Annotated in this window: 17 protein-coding genes and 2 pseudogenes; 14 read left to right on the forward strand and 5 right to left on the reverse strand. The window is 66.4% G+C overall.

Annotated elements, in window-relative coordinates:
* The first annotated feature begins 1 nt into the window (after nt 1).
* The 11 genes and pseudogenes from BS74_RS01945 to BS74_RS01995 all read left to right on the forward strand — a co-directional run bounded on the left by BS74_RS01945 (nt 2) and on the right by BS74_RS01995 (nt 10,098).
* Nucleotides 2-520 carry a winged helix-turn-helix domain-containing protein gene (locus BS74_RS01945; protein ID WP_038058749.1) on the forward strand — a complete coding sequence of 173 codons (519 nt, stop codon included), beginning with the start codon at nt 2-4 and terminating at the stop codon, nt 518-520.
* 2 nt (nt 521-522) lie between these two features.
* Entirely contained in the window at nt 523-1,080 is a 558-nt protein-coding gene (locus BS74_RS01950; RefSeq protein ID WP_185747674.1) for an IS630 family transposase, read from the forward strand.
* A 36-nt stretch (nt 1,081-1,116) separates the two neighbouring features.
* Nucleotides 1,117-1,392: pseudogene (locus tag BS74_RS01955) on the forward strand (hypothetical protein); the annotation flags it as partial.
* A 183-nt stretch (nt 1,393-1,575) separates the two neighbouring features.
* On the forward strand, nt 1,576-2,211 hold the full coding sequence (locus tag BS74_RS01960; RefSeq protein ID WP_038055586.1) for a cytochrome c3 family protein: 636 nt from the start codon (nt 1,576-1,578) through the stop codon (nt 2,209-2,211).
* Nucleotides 2,212-2,219: 8 nt separating this feature from the next.
* A complete protein-coding gene (locus BS74_RS01965; RefSeq protein WP_038055588.1) occupies nt 2,220-4,859 on the forward strand; it encodes a 4Fe-4S dicluster domain-containing protein in 2,640 nt (879 codons plus the stop codon).
* Nucleotides 4,849-6,201, forward strand: coding sequence for an NrfD/PsrC family molybdoenzyme membrane anchor subunit (gene nrfD / locus BS74_RS01970; RefSeq protein ID WP_038055590.1), 1,353 nt, complete (start codon nt 4,849-4,851; stop codon nt 6,199-6,201). The genes BS74_RS01965 and nrfD overlap by 11 nt, the downstream gene beginning before the upstream one ends.
* Nucleotides 6,202-6,210: 9 nt before the next feature.
* Complete coding sequence (locus tag BS74_RS01975; RefSeq protein WP_038055593.1) at nt 6,211-6,729, forward strand: DUF3341 domain-containing protein; 519 nt, start codon at nt 6,211-6,213, stop codon at nt 6,727-6,729.
* Entirely contained in the window at nt 6,722-7,237 is a 516-nt protein-coding gene (locus BS74_RS01980) for a c-type cytochrome (RefSeq protein WP_038055595.1), read from the forward strand. Before BS74_RS01975 ends, BS74_RS01980 begins: the two co-directional genes overlap by 8 nt.
* Nucleotides 7,221-8,225, forward strand: a complete 1,005-nt coding sequence (locus tag BS74_RS01985) for a hypothetical protein (RefSeq protein ID WP_038055597.1) — start codon at nt 7,221-7,223, stop codon at nt 8,223-8,225. The genes BS74_RS01980 and BS74_RS01985 overlap by 17 nt, the downstream gene beginning before the upstream one ends.
* Nucleotides 8,226-8,343: 118 nt before the next feature.
* Nucleotides 8,344-9,480: an NAD(P)/FAD-dependent oxidoreductase gene (locus BS74_RS01990; protein WP_038055599.1), complete on the forward strand. Its 1,137-nt coding sequence runs from the start codon at nt 8,344-8,346 to the stop codon at nt 9,478-9,480.
* A gap of 9 nt (nt 9,481-9,489) precedes the next feature.
* Nucleotides 9,490-10,098 carry a helical membrane plugin domain-containing protein gene (locus BS74_RS01995; RefSeq protein ID WP_185747676.1) on the forward strand — a complete coding sequence of 203 codons (609 nt, stop codon included), beginning with the start codon at nt 9,490-9,492 and terminating at the stop codon, nt 10,096-10,098.
* A 42-nt stretch (nt 10,099-10,140) separates the two neighbouring features.
* Here BS74_RS01995 and BS74_RS02000 read toward each other — a convergent pair whose 3' ends face one another.
* From BS74_RS02000 to lysJ, 5 genes and pseudogenes are all read right to left on the reverse strand, one after another.
* Nucleotides 10,141-11,748 (reverse strand): GGDEF domain-containing protein, encoded by a 1,608-nt coding sequence (locus BS74_RS02000; RefSeq protein WP_038055607.1) that lies wholly within the window; start codon nt 11,746-11,748, stop codon nt 10,141-10,143.
* Nucleotides 11,749-11,757: 9 nt separating this feature from the next.
* Complete coding sequence (locus BS74_RS02005; RefSeq protein ID WP_038055609.1) at nt 11,758-12,846, reverse strand: [LysW]-lysine hydrolase; 1,089 nt, start codon at nt 12,844-12,846, stop codon at nt 11,758-11,760.
* Nucleotides 12,818-13,057 carry a type II toxin-antitoxin system HicA family toxin gene (locus tag BS74_RS02010; RefSeq protein WP_038055611.1) on the reverse strand — a complete coding sequence of 80 codons (240 nt, stop codon included), beginning with the start codon at nt 13,055-13,057 and terminating at the stop codon, nt 12,818-12,820. Before BS74_RS02010 ends, BS74_RS02005 begins: the two co-directional genes overlap by 29 nt.
* Nucleotides 13,054-13,260 carry a type II toxin-antitoxin system HicB family antitoxin gene (locus BS74_RS02015; protein WP_038055613.1) on the reverse strand — a complete coding sequence of 69 codons (207 nt, stop codon included), beginning with the start codon at nt 13,258-13,260 and terminating at the stop codon, nt 13,054-13,056. Before BS74_RS02015 ends, BS74_RS02010 begins: the two co-directional genes overlap by 4 nt.
* 4 nt (nt 13,261-13,264) lie before the next feature.
* Nucleotides 13,265-14,442: pseudogene (gene lysJ, locus BS74_RS02020) on the reverse strand ([LysW]-aminoadipate semialdehyde transaminase LysJ).
* A 1,013-nt stretch (nt 14,443-15,455) separates the two neighbouring features.
* On the opposite strand from lysJ, the gene folK reads away from it, so the two are divergent.
* From folK to trxA, 3 genes are read left to right on the forward strand one after another with little or no spacing between them, the layout of a single operon-like run.
* A complete protein-coding gene (gene folK / locus BS74_RS02030; protein WP_038055615.1) occupies nt 15,456-15,953 on the forward strand; it encodes a 2-amino-4-hydroxy-6-hydroxymethyldihydropteridine diphosphokinase in 498 nt (165 codons plus the stop codon).
* A 38-nt stretch (nt 15,954-15,991) separates the two neighbouring features.
* A complete protein-coding gene (locus BS74_RS02035; RefSeq protein WP_038055617.1) occupies nt 15,992-16,369 on the forward strand; it encodes an RNA-binding protein S1 in 378 nt (125 codons plus the stop codon).
* A gap of 60 nt (nt 16,370-16,429) precedes the next feature.
* The gene (trxA, locus tag BS74_RS02040) at nt 16,430-16,762 is read left to right on the forward strand and encodes a thioredoxin (protein ID WP_019551696.1); all 333 of its coding nucleotides are present in this window, start codon (nt 16,430-16,432) and stop codon (nt 16,760-16,762) included.
* Nucleotides 16,763-16,764 lie beyond the last annotated feature (2 nt).

Consider the following 16,764-nt stretch of genomic DNA (forward strand, 5'->3'; position numbering starts at 1 on the left):
TGTGCAACTGGCCAAGCACCGACGCCGCCCCAGGCTGGAACTCAAGGACCCTCCCCACCCCGACAACCTCCACGCCCTCTACCGGGAGACAGAAGACCCAGTGGAACGGGCCCGCTGGCACGCCCTGTGGCTCCTGGCCACCGGCCACCCTATCCCCCAGGTGGCCAAGATCCTGGGCTACTCCGAGCGCTGGGTCCGCACCGTGATCCATCGCTACAACCAGGGGGGCCTGAGGGCCATGGCCGACCTACGCCACCGCAACAAGGGTAAGCCTCCCCTCCTCCCCCCCGAGGTCCAGGAGGCTTTTCGCCAGGCCCTGCAGGCCCCTCACCCCCGGGATGGCCTGTGGACCATCCGCAACGCCGCGGAGTGGCTTTCCGAGAGGCTGGGGCGAGAGGTGGACCCCAGGCGGGCCTGGAGTTGGATGCGGAGGCTGGGCTTTGCCCCCCTGCGTCCCCGTCCCCGGCACCGGGAACGAGACCTGGAGGCGGGGGAGGAGTTTAAAAAAAGCTCCTCCTGACCTTGGTCCTTCTGCGCTACCTGTTTCCGTGGCTGGGGGTGGAGCTATGGGCCTTGGACGAGCATCGCTTGGGCCTGAAGCCCCTCCGCCGTCGCCTGTGGGCTCTGCGGGGGAAGACCCCTCTGGTCTGGGAGAGGCCGCGCTATCGGTGGCTTTACGTCTACACCTTCGTGCGGCCCAACACGGGGGAGAACGAGCACTGGCTGTTGCCCTCCGTGGACACGGTGTCCTTTGAGGCGGTCCTTAGGGCCTTTGCCCGGGGCCGAGGGGCTGGGAAGGGCAAGGTGGTCTTGGTGGTTCTGGACCGGGCGGGGTGGCATACTTCCCCGAAGCTGCGGGTACCTGAGGGGGTGGGGTTGGTGTTCTTGCCGCCCTATTCCCCGGAGCTACAGCCGGTGGAGCGGGTGTGGAGCTTGGTGGATGCGGGGGTGGCCAATGGGCAGGTGGAGACGGAGGAGGAGCTTTGGGAGCGGGTGGAGGCGCGGTGTGCGTACCTCCGGACCCAGCATGCCCTCATCCGGAGCTACACCCTCTTCCACTGGTGGCCTGGGGGGTGCTGAGGGAGAGGTATAAACGGATTTCTTATGAAGGGGCTTGGGGTGCGGCCCCTGATCCGGTTGCGGGAGAAGGGGGAGGTCCGGGATGCAGTGCGGCGTTGGGCGGCTTTCCACTGGGAGGATGCGCTGTATCGGTTTCGTGGAGTGGTGGAGGGGGTGTTTGGGGGGATGAAGAGCCGGTGGGCCGGGGGCTACTTGATGGAGCGCAAGCCCTCTTCGGCGATGAAGCGGATCTTCCTGGAGGCCATCGCCTATGACCTCCGGATCCTCCTTACCCTCACCCCTGTTCCCAAGGGGTTCAAGCCAATTTACTAGGCAAGCCCAGGTTCGCCGCCCTTGGGACATTTGTCCCTTACCCTTTTTGTTAGGGTACCTGTGAGAAGACCTAGCTAAAGGGTAGGCGTGGGAAGGCCAAGCCGGCTTATGGAAAGACCCGACCCCCTTGATTGAAGTCTCCGCTTCCTGCCCCTACGCTTGCCCTTTAAGACCGGAGGTGGCATGAGGCGGCGCAACCGATGGGTCAAAACCTTCTTTTGGGGAGCGGTTCTGGGGGTGTTCGCCCTCCTGGGGGTGGTGTTTTCCGGGGTGGCGGTGGGGGCTTTTGAGTACCGCACCCAGCCCGTGGAGCAGCCCGTGCCCTTCAGCCACGCCTTCCACGCGGGGGGCTTGGGGCTTTCCTGCCGCTACTGCCATGCCAGCGTGGAGCGGGCCCCTTACGCGGGGCTTCCCCCCACGGAGACCTGCATGACCTGCCATACCTTCATTAAGCCCGACAGCCCCAACCTGGCCCTGGTGCGGAAGAGCTGGGAGACGGGGGAGCCCTTGCGCTGGAACCGGGTCATCAACCTCCCGGACTTCGTCTACTTCCACCACGGCGCCCACGTGGCCAAGGGGGTGGGGTGCGCCGAGTGCCACGGCCGGGTGGACCAGATGGCGGTGGTGTACCAGCCCCAGGCCTTCACCATGAAGTTCTGCCTGGACTGCCACCGCCAGCCGGAAGCCCGCCTCAGGCCAAGGGAGCAGGTCTTCAACATGGCCTACACCCCCGATCCCCAGCTGGCTGAGCGGTTGAAGCAGGTCTACCAGGTGCGTTCGGCGGAGGCCCTTACCAGCTGCAACACCTGTCACCGCTAGGAGGCTTCATGAGGGAACGACGCGGTTATGAAGAGGCTTTGGAACGGGAGCTCTTTCGCGAGGAGTTTCCTTTTGGCCCCCTGACCCGGCGGGGGTTCTTGGCCCTGGGCCTTTTGTCCCTAGCCGCCTGTACCCCGGTGGTGCGGCGCCAGGGCGTCCCTTACGTGCGCCAGCCGGAATGGGTGGTGGAGGGGGGGGAGGCGGAGTTCGTCACCGCCACGGTCCATGCCGGCTTTGCCGAGCCGGTGCGGGTGAAGGTCTACCAGGAAAGGCCCCTCTTCCTGGCGCCCTTGGAGAGGGCCATGAGCCCCTATCCCCTGGCGGGCCTATACGCCCTCTACGACCCGGCCCGCCAGGGGAAGGCCCCGGATTGGGAGGGCTTCTACCAGGCCTGGCGGAAGGCCTTAGCGGAGGGGGAGACCCTCCTGGTCCTGCCCCGCACCACCTCCCCGAGGCTCGAGGGCCTCCTGGCAAGGGCCCAGGCCCGCTTCCCCAACCTCCGGGTGGCCCGGTTTGAGGCCTGGAGCCTGGAGAACGTCTACCTGGGGGCGGAGGTGGCCTTCGGGCGGAGGGCCTGGCCCGTGTACACTCCGGAGCGGGCGGAGACGGTGCTCCTTCTGGACGTGGAGGCGCACGAGCACCCGGCGGGCTACCTCTGGTGGGCGGCCCTAAGCCAAAGGCGCCTTCCCCCCATGAACCGCATCTATGCGGTGGAAAGCGGGGCGAGCCTTTTGGGGGGCATGGCGGACCACCGTTTGGCCTTGAAGCCCAGCCAGGTGGAGGCCTTTGCCCTGGCCCTGGCCCAGACCCTGGGGGTGGTCCAGGGGACCCCCCCCTCGGACTACGGGGGGTTTCTCCCGGCCTTGGCGGAGGACCTGCAAAGGGGCGGGGTGGTCCTGGCCGGGCCCCAGCTCTCCCCGGGGGCCCAGGCCCTGGTCATGGCCATCAACCAGGCCCTCGGGGCGCCGGTGCGCTATGTGGAGCCCCCGGAGAAGGAGGTGGCCACCCCCAGGGCCTTTTCCCAGGCCGAGGGGGCCGAGCGCCTGGTGTGGGCGGCGGAGGGACCCTTGCCCAGCCTTGCGGGCAAGGCCTTTTCCGCGGTCCTTTCCCTCTACCCCCACAAGGGGGCCGGTTGGAGCCTGCCCTTGGCCCATGCCCTCGAGGCCTCCGGCCAGCACCGGGATGCCGAGGGCCGGCTCTGGCCCGCTCAGGCCCTGATCCAGCCCCTGTGGGGCGGGAAGAGCCTGGAGGAGGTTTTGGCGGGGCTTCTGGGGGAGGAGGTTCCCGCCCTTAGCCCGGAGGAGAAGCGGGCCTTGGTGGAGGGGAGGCCCTTGGCGGAGGCCCAGGAGGTACCCCTGGGGGTGCGCCCCGGCCTGGAGGGCCGCCTTCCCCCTCTGCGGGAGGAGGCTCCCTTGGAGATCACCCTACGCCCCGATGCCAGCCTCTACGACGGGCGCTACCGCGACAACCCCTATTTGCAAGAGCTGCCCCGGCCCCTGAGCCGGTTGGTGTGGGATGGGGCCCTCCTCCTCGGGGAGGAGGATACCGAGGCCTTGGGCCTTCTTGCGGACATCCGGGCCCGGGAGCGCCGGGCGGATCCCAAAAGGCCCCTTCTGCGGGTTAGGGCGGGGGGCAAGGAGGCCCTCCTTCCCCTCTGGCCCCTTCCCGGCCTGCCCCGGGGGAGCGGGGTGGCCCCTCTTTCCCACTTCTTCCACCCCGAGGGGGTGGCCTTCCCCGCGGAGGTGGCCCCCACGGGCCGGGACTACCCCCTGGTCTCCACCCAGTACCACGGCTATTTGGGGGAGGTGGAGGCGGCGAGGGTGATGACCGCGGAGGAAGCCCTGAAGGCCGAGCCCCACCAGGAGAAGCGGGTCTCCTTCTACCCCCCTTGGCCCCAGGGGGAGCACGCTTGGGCCATGACCGTGGACCTAAGCCGCTGTTTGGGCTGCGGGCTTTGCACCCTGGCCTGCCAGGTGGAGAACAACATCCCCGTGGTGGGCAAGGAGGAGGTGCGGAAGGGGCGGGAGATGCACTGGATCCGCATCGACCGGTATTTCGCCGAGGAGGGGGTGGTGCACCAGCCGGTGATGTGCCAGCACTGCGAGAAGGCTCCCTGCGAGGCGGTCTGCCCGGTGGCGGCCACGGAGCATTCCAGCGAGGGCCTGAACCTCATGGTCTACAACCGCTGCGTGGGCACCAAGTATTGCTCCGCCAACTGCCCCTACAAGGCGCGGCGCTTCAACTTCTTCCCCTACGGGGAGGCCTTCGTGGGCAAGGGGGACCCCAGAAGGGCGAAGGAAAGCCCCCTCTCCCTCCTCATGAACCCCGAGGTCACGGTCAGGAGCCGCGGGGTGATGGAGAAGTGCACCTACTGCGTGCAACGCATCGAGACCACCCGGGCCCGGGCGGCCCAGGAGGGGCGCAAGATCCGCACCGGGGAGGTGGTGACCGCCTGCCAGGAGGTCTGCCCCGGGAAGGCCATCCACTTCGGGGACCTCCTGGACCCCGAGGACCCCATCCAGGCCCACCGTAAGGAGGGGCGGCACTACACCCTTTTGGAGGAGGCCAACACCTGGCCCCGGACCACCTACCTGGCCCATCTGAGAAACCCCAATCCCAAGCTGAAGGAGGGGAAGCATGGCGCATAAGGAACCCCACCCCGACCACGACCTCATCCAAGGGGAGTGGACGGAAAAGACGCTGGTGGAAAAGCTTTTGGAGCCCGTGGAAAAGCCAGCCCCCAGGCCCTGGCGGGTGGTGGTGGCCGTGGGGGCGGCCCTGACCCTGGCCTGGCTCTACGCCATCTTCGTCACCTTCGTGAAGGGCCTTGGCACCTGGGGCATCAACCAGCCCGTGGCCTGGGGGTTTGACATCGTCCACTTCGTCTGGTGGATCGGCATCGGCCACGCGGGGACCCTGATCAGCGCCATCCTGGTCCTCATGCGCCAGAACTGGCGGGACTCCCTGAACCGGGTCACCGAGGCCATGACCTTCTTCGCCATCCTGGCCGCGGCCACCTATCCCCTCATCCACATGGGCCGGCCCCAGCTCTTCTACTGGGTCATGCCCTACCCCACCCACATGGCCCTTTGGCCCCAGTACAAAAGCCCCCTTTCCTGGGACGTGCTGGCCATCATGACCTACATCACCATCTCCACCCTCTTCCTCTACCTGGGCCTGATCCCCGACCTGGCCCTTTTGCGGGAGAGGAGCCGGGGCTTTCGCCGGAAGCTTTACGGGTGGCTCTCCTTGGGCTGGACGGGGAACGCCGTGCACTGGCAGCGTTACCGGGCGGTCTATGTGCTCCTGGCGGGCCTGGCCACCCCGGTGGTGATCTCCGTGCACTCGGTGGTGAGCATGGACTTCGCCTACGGCCTGGTGCCGGGATGGCACCTCACGGTCTTCCCCCCCTTCTTCGCCGCGGGGGCCATCTACTCGGGCTTCGCCATGGCCCTGACCCTCATCATCCCCCTTAGGAAGTGGTACCGGCTGGAAGGGGTGATCACCGAGCGGCACCTGGACTGGATGGCCAAGGTGACCCTGGCCTCGGGGCTCGGGGTGGCCTACATCTACCTTTTGGAGATCTTCATCGCCTGGTACGCGGGGGAGCCCGCGGAGTGGGCCCAGCAGCTTTGGCGCATGACCGGGCCCTACGCCCCCTACTACTGGGCCATGATGCTCATCAACGTGGTCCTCTTGCAGACCCTCTGGTTCCCCCGCTTCCGCCGGAACATCGCTTGGCTTTTTGTCTTCTCCATCCTGGCCAACGTGGGCATGTGGCTGGAGCGCTTCGTGATCGTGGTCATCAGCCTGTCCCACGACTTCCTCCCCGGAAACTTCCAGCTTTACTACCCCACCTGGGTGGACTGGACCCTTTTCCTGGGCACCATCGGCTTCTTCCTCTTTGGGCTTTCCCTTTTCATCCGCATCTTTCCCCCCATCGCGGTGGCGGAGATGGTGCACCTGTTCCACCGCCTGCGCAAGCACTAGGAGGGGCCTATGCTCTACGGACTCATGGCCTATTTTGACGCGCCGGAGAAGCTGCTGGCGGCTTTGCGGACCCTGAAGGCCCAAGGGTACCGGCGCCTCGAGGCCCTCACCCCAAACCCCGTGGAGGGGATAGAGGAGGTGTTGGGTGGGGACGGGCGCATTCCCTGGATCGCCTTCGCCCTGGGGGTCTTGGGCGTGGGTCTTGGCCTCTTTCTCCAGATCTATACCACCCTGGACTACCCCCACAACGCCGGGGGCAAGCCCCTTTTGGGCTGGCCCGCCTTCATCCCCGTGACCTTTGAGCTCACCATCCTCACCATCACCGTGGGCATCTTCCTCTTCCTTCTGTACATGAACGGCCTGCCCTTGGCCGCCCACCCCGCGGTGCAGGCCAAGGAGTACGTGCGGGTCCTGCTGGACGAGTACGGGATCTTCGTCTACGCCTCCGACCCCAAGTTTGACCTGGAGGGCACCAAGGCCCTTCTCTGGGAACTGGGGGCGGAGGTGGAGGAGGTGCGGCGTGGCTAGGTGGCTCCTTCTCCTTCTCCCTCTCCTTTCCGCCTGCGGCTGGATGTGGGAGCAGCCCAAGGTGAAGCCCTTCCGACAAGCCCCCTTGCAGGTCCAGGTGGCCCCGGAGCGGGTGCGCTTCGGGGAGAACCTGAACCTGGAGGTGCGCACCGGCCTTAAGCCCGAGGGCGGGTTCGCCGATAACCCCTACGCCTTCACGGAGGGGGAGTTTTTGCGGGGCAAGGTCCTCTACCGTTCCTTCTGCGCCATCTGCCACGGGCTCAACGGGGAAGGGGACGGGCGGGTGATCCCCTTGGGGATGCCCAAGCCCCGCTCCTTCCTGGACCCCGCGGTGAAGGCCATGCCCGAAGGCTACTTCTACTTCGCGGCCACCAACGGCTTTGGCCGCATGCTCTCCTACAAGAGCCGCATCCCGGAGAGGGAGCGCTGGCTCATCGCCCGCTACATCAAGCGGTGCCTCCAGATGGAGGCCTGCCCCCTGGAGGTGGTGAATGCAGAGGTCTATTGAGGCAAGCCGTCCAGGCATCCTGTTCCTGGGCCTGGTCCTTTACGCCCTGGCCTTTCTCTTTGGGGCTCCGGCCGCTTACTTTCCCTTTGCTTTCTTCCTCCTCCTTTCCTTAGGGGCGCTTCTGGTGCTCCTTCTGCACAACGCCCTCAAGAGCCGTTGGGGCGTGCCCCTGGAGCCTTACCTGTACCCCTTGGCCCGCCTCCTTCCCCTCATGGGGCTTCTGGGCCTACCCTTCTTCCTCTTCTTGGCGGACCTTTTCCCTTGGGCCCGGCCCGGGGCCATGCTGGACCCCATCCTGGCCCACCGCGCGGGGTACCTGAACGCCCCCTTCATGCTCCTGCGCTACGTGCTCTTCTTCGCCCTCTTCTCCTGGGTGCTCCTGAAGCTGAAGCCAGGGGAGCACCGGGCGGAGGTGGGGGCCTGGGGGCTACCCCTCACCTTCGCCGCCGGCACCTTCCTCAGCTACGACCTCTTCATGGCCCTCGAGGCCCACTTCTCCTCCGCCTCCTTCGGGGCCATCCTCCTCCTCTCCGCCGCCCTCCTGGCCCTGGCCGTGGCCGTGGCCCTGGCGGCCCGGAAGGGGACGCCCGCCCTCATGGGCCAGGCCCAGAACCACACCAACCTCCTCCTGGCCCTTTCCATCATCTGGATCTACGTGGAGGCCACCACCCTGATCATCATCTGGGGGGCGGACCTGCCCCATGAGGTGGAGTTCTACCTGAAGCGGCTGGAGGGCCCTTGGGGAACCCTGGCTGCCTTTTGGGTGGTGGGCGGCTTCTTCCTCCCCTTCCTTTACCTCCTCACCAACCTCCCCAAGCGGGAGGCCCGCTTCCTCTTCCCCGTGGCCCTTTGGATTCCCCTCTTCCGCCTTCTGCACCTGGCCTGGTACGTGCTCCCCGCCCTGGGGCGGGGGGTGGGGGTGGGGGAGGCGCTGGGCTTTTTGGGCCTGGGCCTCTTCTTCATCCAGCGCCTGCGGAACCCTTCCTGAGGGTTTGGGGAGCCCAATCCCCCGCCCGGGGGGCGGGGCATTTGCACCTACCTTCACAAAAGGGATGGGTGCATCCTGAACCTAGGGGTACACGGTAAGGGTACCCAGGAGGTGGAAGATGGCGACGAGGATTCTGGTCCTGGGAGGCGGCTCGGGTGGCTTGGTGGCGGCCAACAAGGTGAAGAAGCTCTTGGGCCGCGAGGTGGAGGTCACCCTCGTGGACAAGAACGCCTACCACGAGTTCATGCCCGCCTACCCTTGGGTGGCCTTCGGCATGCGGGAGCCGGAGCAGGTGAAAAGGCCCCTGGCCAACCTGGAAAAGCGGGGCGTCCACTACCTCCAGGCCACGGTGGAGGCCCTGGACCCCGCCAACAACAAGGTGAAGACCAGCGCCGGGGAGCTCGCCTACGATTACCTGATCGTCTCCCTGGGGGCCGAGGCCCTGCCTGCTCCAGCGGAGGACAGCTACGCCCCTTGGAGCCTCGAGGGGGCCCTGAAGCTCCGGGAAGCCCTCAAGGGCTTCAAGGGCGGCAGGGTGGTGGTGGGGGTTTCCTCCCCCTACTACCCCTGCCCCCCGGCCCCCTACGAGGTGGCGGGCCAGGTGGAGTTTGCCCTGAAGGTCAAGGGGGTGCGGGGGAAGAGCACCGTGGAGGTCTTCCACCTGAACCCCCTGCCCCTGGCGGGCATGGGCCCGGTGATCTCGGGGAAGGTCATGGAGATCCTCCGCTCCAAGGGCATCACCTTCCACGGGGAGTTTGAGCCCGTGGCCTTTGAGGGGGGCAAGGTGAAGGCCAAGGACGGGCGGGAGCTTCCTTACGACCTCCTCATCCTCACGCCGCCCTTCGCCCCCAACCGGGTGGTGCGGGAGTCCCCCTTGGCGGGCCCCCAGGGCTTCCCCGAGGTGGACAAGGCCACCTTCCGCTCCCCCAGGTTCCCCAACGTCTTCGTCATCGGCGACACGGTGAACCCCTCCCTCATGCTGCCCCCCGCCGGGGTGGTGGCCCACTTCCAAGGGGAGTACGTGGCCGGGGTCATCGCCTCCGACCTCAAGGGGGCCTACATCGGCGAGCCCTTCAACCCCGTGGCCATGTGCATCATGGACTTCGGCGACAACGCCCTTTTGCCGCAGTGCTCCTTTGAGAGGCTCCTGGCGGGCACGGGCATGCCCTCCTGCGGGGTGATGGCGGTGGGCAAGTGGGTGCGGGTGACCAAGATGCTCTTTGAGGGCTTCTGGTTCGCCACCCTCATCGAGTAGGAGGTGGCTATGGAGACCCTGACGGTGGAAGAGCGGCTGGCCCGCATTGAGGAGGTCCTGGAGAAAAGCGGCCTCGCCCTCCTGGCCCAGGTGGGGGCAGGGGAGACCCTCGCCGAGAACCTGGGCCTCCTCATGGACCCCAAGAACCTGCAGCTCATCTCCCTCCTGGCCCGTTTCCTGGACCAGGCCGAGGCCTTGGAGAAGCTGGCGGATACCCTGGAAAAGCTGGACAAGTCTGGCGCCCTGGCCTTCTTGGGCCACCTCTCCGAGAACTTCGGCGAGGGGTTGGGGATGCTCATGGAGCCCCAGCTCCTAAGGCTCGCCTCCCACGGAGCCAACGTCCTGGACATCCTTTCCCGGATTGAGCCCGCCGCCATCGGCATGATGGCCAGCGCCCTGCAGCGGGGGCTTTCGGAAACCTTCACCCCCGAGGTGATGCAGGACCCGCCCCGGGTGGGCCTTGCGGGGATTTTGAAGCAGCTTTCCGACCCCGAGGTGCAGAAGGCCCTGGGCGTGCTTTTCCTGCTCCTAAAGGCCCTGGGCAAGGCCTTCGGCCACCTGAACGAGGACATGAAGGCCATCCAGGCCCTCATGGCCAAGATGATGCCCAAGAAGTGAGGGGGGCTAGGATCCCTGGGCCGCCGCGCGGCCTAGGGGGTTTTACGCCATGGTGACGCGGTCCCGCCCGGTTTCCTTGGCCCGCAGGAGGGCGTAGTCCGCCTTGAGGATCCACTCTTCCAGCTGGGCCTCGTCCTCCGGTACCTCCCCCCCTGCGATGCCCGCGGAAAGGGTCAGGGGGTAGGGGATGGGGTCCACCCGCTGGGTACGGAAGCGGTAGCGGATGCGCTCCACCACCTCCTTGGCCGCCTCGCGGTTTGCCCCGTAAAGGAGAAGCAAAAACTCCTCCCCCCCGTGGCGCACCGCCAGGTCCTCGCGGCGCACGCTGGCCTGGAGGATGCGGCCTAGGAGCTTTAGGACCTCGTCCCCCACGGGGTGGCCGTAGGTGTCGTTCACCCGCTTGAAGCGGTCGATGTCCAGCATCACCACGCTCAAGGGGGCTTGGTAACGGCGGGCCAGGGCCAGGAGCTTGGGGAGCTCGGTTTCCAGACCCCTGCGGTTCAAAAGCCCCGTGAGGGGGTCGGTGAGGGCCAGGGTACCCCACTCCACCTGTTTCAGCACCTGCCGAAGGCGCTCGCCCAGGAGGGAGAGGAAGCCTGAAGGCACGGGCTCTTCGGGAGGGAGGCGCAGGTAGAGGTAGGCCGTGTCCCCGTTGAAGGGGATGGCCAGGGAGTGGGGGGTGCGCTCCCCCACCAGGCCGCGCCTCCCCCGCACCTCGAGGCCCACGGCTTGGGGCAGGAGGTGCCTTGCCGCCTCCAAGGCCCCCAAGAGGACGACTTCCGGGCTTAGGGTCTGGGTCACGCTGGGGGAGAGGCGGGTGAGCTCCTCCAAGAAGCGGGTCCAGCGGAGCCGCTTGGCCTCCGTGCGCCGCCACTCCAGGTGGAGGGCATAAAGGAGGCCCAGGGCGCCCACCAGCCCTCCCCAGAGGGCCATGGCCCGCACCCCCCAGGGGGTGGGATCGTGGAGGAGAAGGGCGGGCATCAGGAAGAGCCCCCCTAGGGCCAGGGCCTGCCCCAAAAAGGTGTTTTCCCCACGCCTCTCCTCCTCCACGCCCCAGGCCAGGAGCAGATACCCCAGGGTCCAGAGGAGGTGGACGGGGTGGCCCATGGGGTAGCCGCCCGCTGCCTCCAGGAAGGCGTAGGCCATGTCCGCCGCCAAGAAGAGGAGGAAGCCCACCCCCCGAAGGGCCTGCCCCCCTAGCCCCACCTGGAAGAGGGGCTCCAGCCGGGGCAGGAGGAAAAGGAGGAGCAGGGCGTCCCACGCGGCGTAGATGCGGTCTATACCCAGTTCCGGCTTGAAGGCCAAAAGCAGGCCCAAAAGCCCCAGGGGAAGAAGGCCAAGGGATAGGCGGGGCGGCTTCCCGGGAAGGCGGAGGAGCCAAAGGGTGAGGAGGGCGTAGCCGATTAAATAGGGAAACTCCAGATAGAGTCCGCGGGGCAGGTTGCCCAAGTCCTCCAGGGTCCAGGCCAGATCCCCCACCCCAAAGAAGAGGAGCCCTAAGCCAGGGAGGGGCTCTTTTTGGCGTATGAGGAAACCGCCCCCCACCAGGGCCACCAAAGGCGTGAGGAAGCGCTCGCTCCAGGGTGCGGTGGGCGGGAATAGGCCGAGGAATAGGAAAAGGGCGGAAAGGCCCAGAACATAGGGAACCACGCCCACAGTTTAGCCCAGGTTTTCTAGGGGCGTGTGCGTTTTGGCCAGGGCCTCGAGGGCCTCCCGCAAGGCCTCAATCCCCTTCAAGAACTCCTCCACCTCGAGGTGCTCGTAGGGGGTGTGGTCCAGGGTGGAATCCCCTGGCCCGTAGGCCACCATGGGCACCTTCCAGTGGGGGGCCAGGACGTTCATGTCGCTGGTCCCGGTCTTCAGCTTGAACACGGGCTTCCCCCCGGCCTTGCGGATGCCCTGCCTTAGGGCCCGGGTGAGGGGGGTGTCCTTGGGGCCCAGGTAGGGCACCTCCCGGCCGAAGAACTCCAGCTCTATGGTGGGGGGGGCGTAGGCGGTGAGGTGGCGGATGGCCTCCTCCGGGGGAAGCCTGGGGGGGAGGCGGAGGTCAAAGAACATCTCCGCCACCTGTTTGAGCTCCGCGGGTTGGATGCGGAAATCCCTAAGGGCGTACTGCACCTGGTCAAAGGCCTTTTGCCCCACGTTCATGGCCTCGGCCCAGGCCTTGATGGCCACAAAATAGCTGATGAGCTCTTCGGCGGCGTTGGGCTCGTGGTGGGCGGAGTGGAAGTTGTCCTTTTCCCGCCGGGCCTTCACCAGAAGCCGGCCCTTGTACCCCAGGGTGATCCCCTCCCAGCCCGAGGGTTCCCCGATGACGGCGTAGTGGGGCTTGAGCCTGGGCGCCACGAAGCGGGCCCCCTTGGAGCTGGGGGCCTCCTCCTCCGTGGCCCCCACCAGGTGGACGGTGAGGCGCTCCTTCGCCTCCTCCGAAAGCCCGGCGGCGGCCAGGATCATGGCCACGAAGGGGCCCTTGGCGTCCACCGCCCCGCGGCCGAAGAGCTTGTTCCCCTCCAGCCTAACGGGCACCGTCCCAGGAACCGTGTCGATATGCCCCAGGAGGACCACCTGGATGGGCCCTTGGCCCACCTGGCCCCGGGCGTTGTCCGCCTCGTCCACAAAGCCCTTAAGGCCCAGCCTCTCCATCCCCTCCGCCAGGTACTCCGCCACCAGGCGTTCCTGCCCTGAAGGGGAGGGGATCTCCAGGGCCCCTTTGAGGAACTCAACGGGGTCCAAGGCGCTTGCGCTCATACTCCTCCTTGCTCCATCCCACGTCCCGGAGGATCCCTAGAAGCGTTCCCGGGTGAAGGAGTTCTCCTGCGTGTACCGGCACCGTGGTGGCTCGGCCGTCTGGGTGTTTAAGGCGCACGTGGCTCCCCCTCACGCGCACCACCTGGAAGCCTTCTTCCTGTAGGAGGCGGACCAGCTCCTTCCCGGCGATGGGGGTTAGGCGGGGGCTCACGCCGCTTCGATCTCCAAATCCCCGGAAAATCCCCGCACGACGACTTCTTCCTCCGTGTCCAAGGAAACGGCTATGGCTTCCTGGAGGCGTTCTAACAGCTCGGCGAAACTCTTGGCCTGGGTGTGGGCTCTAAGTTCCGGGACGTGGGCCACCAGGTAGCCTTCCTCGTCCCATTCCACTTCCACGTGGAAGCGCTGCCTCATCCCGTTAGCTTAGCACAGCCCGCACCGCCTCCACCACCCGCTCCAGATCCGCCTTTTCGATGACCAAAGGGGGAAGGAAGCGGATCACCGTGGGGCCGGCTTGTAAGGTCAGCACCCGGTGCTCCTTTTCCAGGCGCTCGATGTAGGGGGCAGCCTTTTCCTTGAGCTCGAGGCCCACCATGAGCCCAAGCCCCCGCACCTCGCGGATCTTGGGGGAGGGGATCTCCCTCAGCTTTTCCATGAACCAGGGCCCGAGTTCGGCGGCCCTCTCCCATAGCCGGGTGCGCTCCAGATAGCGCAGGGCGGCTACCCCGGCGGCCATGGCCAGGGGATTCCCCCCGAAGGTGGTGCCGTGGCCCCCCTTGGGCATGCTTTTCGCCACCTCCTCCCGCATCACCGCTACCCCGATGGGTACCCCGCCCCCAAGGGCCTTGGCCAGGGTGAGGATGTCGGGTACCACCCCATAGTGCTCAAAGGCGAAGCGCCTTCCCGTGCGCCCCATGCCGGTCTGGATCTCGTCCAGGATCAGCAGGGCTCCTTTTTCCCGGGTAATCTCCCGGGCAGCCTCCAGAAACTTCCGGGTGGCGGGGCGCACCCCTCCTTCCCCCTGCACGGGCTCGAGGATCACCGCCGCGGTCTCCTCGTCCACCGCCTTCCTCAGGGCCTCCACATCGTTAAAGGGGATGAACTCCACGGGGCCCAAGAGGGGCATGAAGGGTTCCCGGTACTTGGGCTCCCAGGTGACGGAAAGGCTTCCCAGGGTGCGCCCGGAGAAGCCCCGCATGGCGGCCACCAGCTTCCGCTTCTTGGTGTGGGCCCAGGCGAACTTGATGGCGGCCTCGTTGGCCTCGGTGCCGGAGTTGGTGGGGAAGACCCGGTTAAGCGTGGGGGGCAGCAAGGAGACCAAGGTGCGGTAAAACTCCCCCGCGTGGGCGTGGGCAGGGTCTGGGGCATGGAAAGGAGGGTTTCCGCTTGCCGCTTGATGGCCTCCACTACCTCGGGGTTGCTGTGGCCCAGGTTGGCTACCCCGTAGCCCCCCACGCAGTCTATGTACTCGTTGCCCTCGGCGTCCCAGACCTTGGCCCCCTGTCCCCGCACCAGGAGGAGGTCGTGCTTGGTGTAGACGCCGCTGTCCAGGGTCTTCTCCGCTTCCAATAGCGCGCGCCAGTCCTCCTTGACCATGCTCCCTCCCAAAAGAAAAGCCCCCGGGCGGGCCCGGGAAGCCAGGCTTCCCAGGCGTGCTTAGGTTTTGCCGCGGGCGGCCATCTCCCCTCCAGAGTAGGGGTCTTGACAGGGGGTGTCAACGGGCATATTTTAGAAATATGCGCATATTGGTGTTTCTTTTGATGCTCGGGAGCGGCGTCTTCGCGCAAACCCAACGCTTTTTCGGGCTGGCGGTGGGGTATGACGGCGGCACCTCCCCTAATGACACGTATTCGGTGGTTGGCCGTTACCTATCTTTTGGCTACGGCCAGGTCCTTCCGGAGGGATACTGGGTAGGCCTCTTCCTGAACACCGACCTGAGTTGGGGGGGCCACCTCTACCTCCGCCGGGAAGGGACCGTAAGTCCCCTGGTACCCTTGGGGCTTATGGGGATTGGCTTTGGCTTGCCTGGGGCCTACTACGTCGGCCTGGGGGTGGAGGGCAGAGGCTTTGGAAAGGTCGCCCCTTCCCTCCTTTGGGGGGTGGAGGCCTCTCTGGGCGTGGAGGCGGTTCCTTTTCTGGAACTCGCAACCCTGGTTGCGGCCAACCCTTCCTTGCGGGCGCACTTTGGGGTGCGCTATTACCCTTCCGGCTGGGGGGGTGAATCCTCTGTCCGGACGGAAAATCTCCGGCTTTACCCCCGGCTCCTCGCGGGCCTTTGGCCTTCCTTTGCGGTTGCCTATGAGGGAGAAGGATACGCCCTTTGGGCCACGCCTTACCCAGATGCCGTCCTGGTGGCCCTTGGGGGGCACCTCTATGTGGGTAGCTTCTCTTTGGGCCTGGCGGCGGGTTCCCTCTTGCGACTTTTCGGGCCTCCAGACAGGTTGCTTCTCGCCGCTCCTTACGTTGGCTACTCCTGGGTCTTGGGGAGGAACCTCGAGGGCCGCCTGGAGCTTTTCCTGCCCATCTTCTTTCCTCCCGACGCTGGACCCTACCTCCTGCCCATCCCCATACCCTCCCTCGCCTTGACCTTTGCCCTATAAACTCGGAAGGTGCTGGCCTACGTGGGCCTGGGGAGCAACCTGGGGGACCGGGCGGCCCACCTCCTTTGGGGGCTTTCCGCCCTCTCCCGGCTTCCCGAGACCCGCCTCCTCAGGCTTTCCCCCCTCTACGAGACCGAGCCTTTGGGCCCGCCCCAGCCCCGCTACCTGAACCTGGTGGCCGAGCTGGAGACAGAGCTTCCGCCCCGGGCCCTCCTCTCCGAGATGCTCCGCATAGAGGAGGCTTTGGGCCGGGAGCGCAAGGAGCGGTGGGGCCCCAGGACCCTGGACCTGGACCTCCTCCTTTATGGCGACTTGGTCTTGGAGGAAGAGGGCCTGAAGCTTCCCCACCCAAGGCTCCACGAAAGGGCCTTCGTCCTGGTGCCCCTTTTGGACCTCCTCCCCGAGGGGCGCCACCCCCTCTTGGGCCGCACCTTCGCCGAGCTCCTCGCCGCCTTGGGCCCGCAAGGGGTGTGGCCCTACCGCCCCCAGAGGGGCCTTGTGCTATAGTGGGGGCATCGCGGCAGGTCCGCGCGAGGAGAAGGAAAGTGGAGATAGAAGCGGGAAGCATCGTAGAGGGCCGCGTGGTGCGGGTTACGGATTTTGGCGCCTTTGTGGAGCTCCCGGGGGGCGAGCAGGGCCTGGTGCACATCTCCCAGATCGCCCACGAGTTCGTGAGGAACGTGCGGGACTTCCTCAACGAGGGGGACATCGTCCAGGTGATGGTGAAGGGCCGGGACGCCAAGGGGCGTCTGGACCTTTCCATCAAGGACCTCACCCCCGCCCCGGAAGGGGCTCCGCCCCCCAGGCCCAGGCGCCTGCCCAAGCAGTCCCCCGAGTTTGAGAACAAGCTCAAAAGCTTCCTCCGGGGCACCGGGGGCTTTGGCGGCAAGGGGGGCAAGAAGGGCGGCAAGAAAAAGCGTTAACCCCAAAGGGTTCCCCCCGGGGGTGTATGCCCCCGGGGTTTTGCTTTAAAGTGATGGGGTATGGTGAAGCCCATAGAGGTTACCGACGCCAACTTTGACCAGACCTTAGGCGGACACCCCCTGGTCCTGGTGGACTTCTGGGCGGAGTGGTGCGCTCCCTGCCGCATGATCGCTCCCATCCTGGAGGAGTTGGCCAGGGAGTACGAGGGGAAGCTCTTGGTGGCCAAGCTGGACGTGGACGAGAACCCCAAGACGGCCATGCGCTTTAGGGTCATGAGCATCCCCACGGTGATCCTCTTCAAAAACGGCCAGCCGGTGGAGGTCCTGGTGGGGGCCCAGCCCAAGCGCAACTTTGAGGCCAAAATCCAGAAGCACCTCCCTGCGAGCGCATGAGC

It is taken from the genome of Thermus amyloliquefaciens (assembly GCF_000744885.1).
Lineage (GTDB): Bacteria > Deinococcota > Deinococci > Deinococcales > Thermaceae > Thermus > Thermus amyloliquefaciens.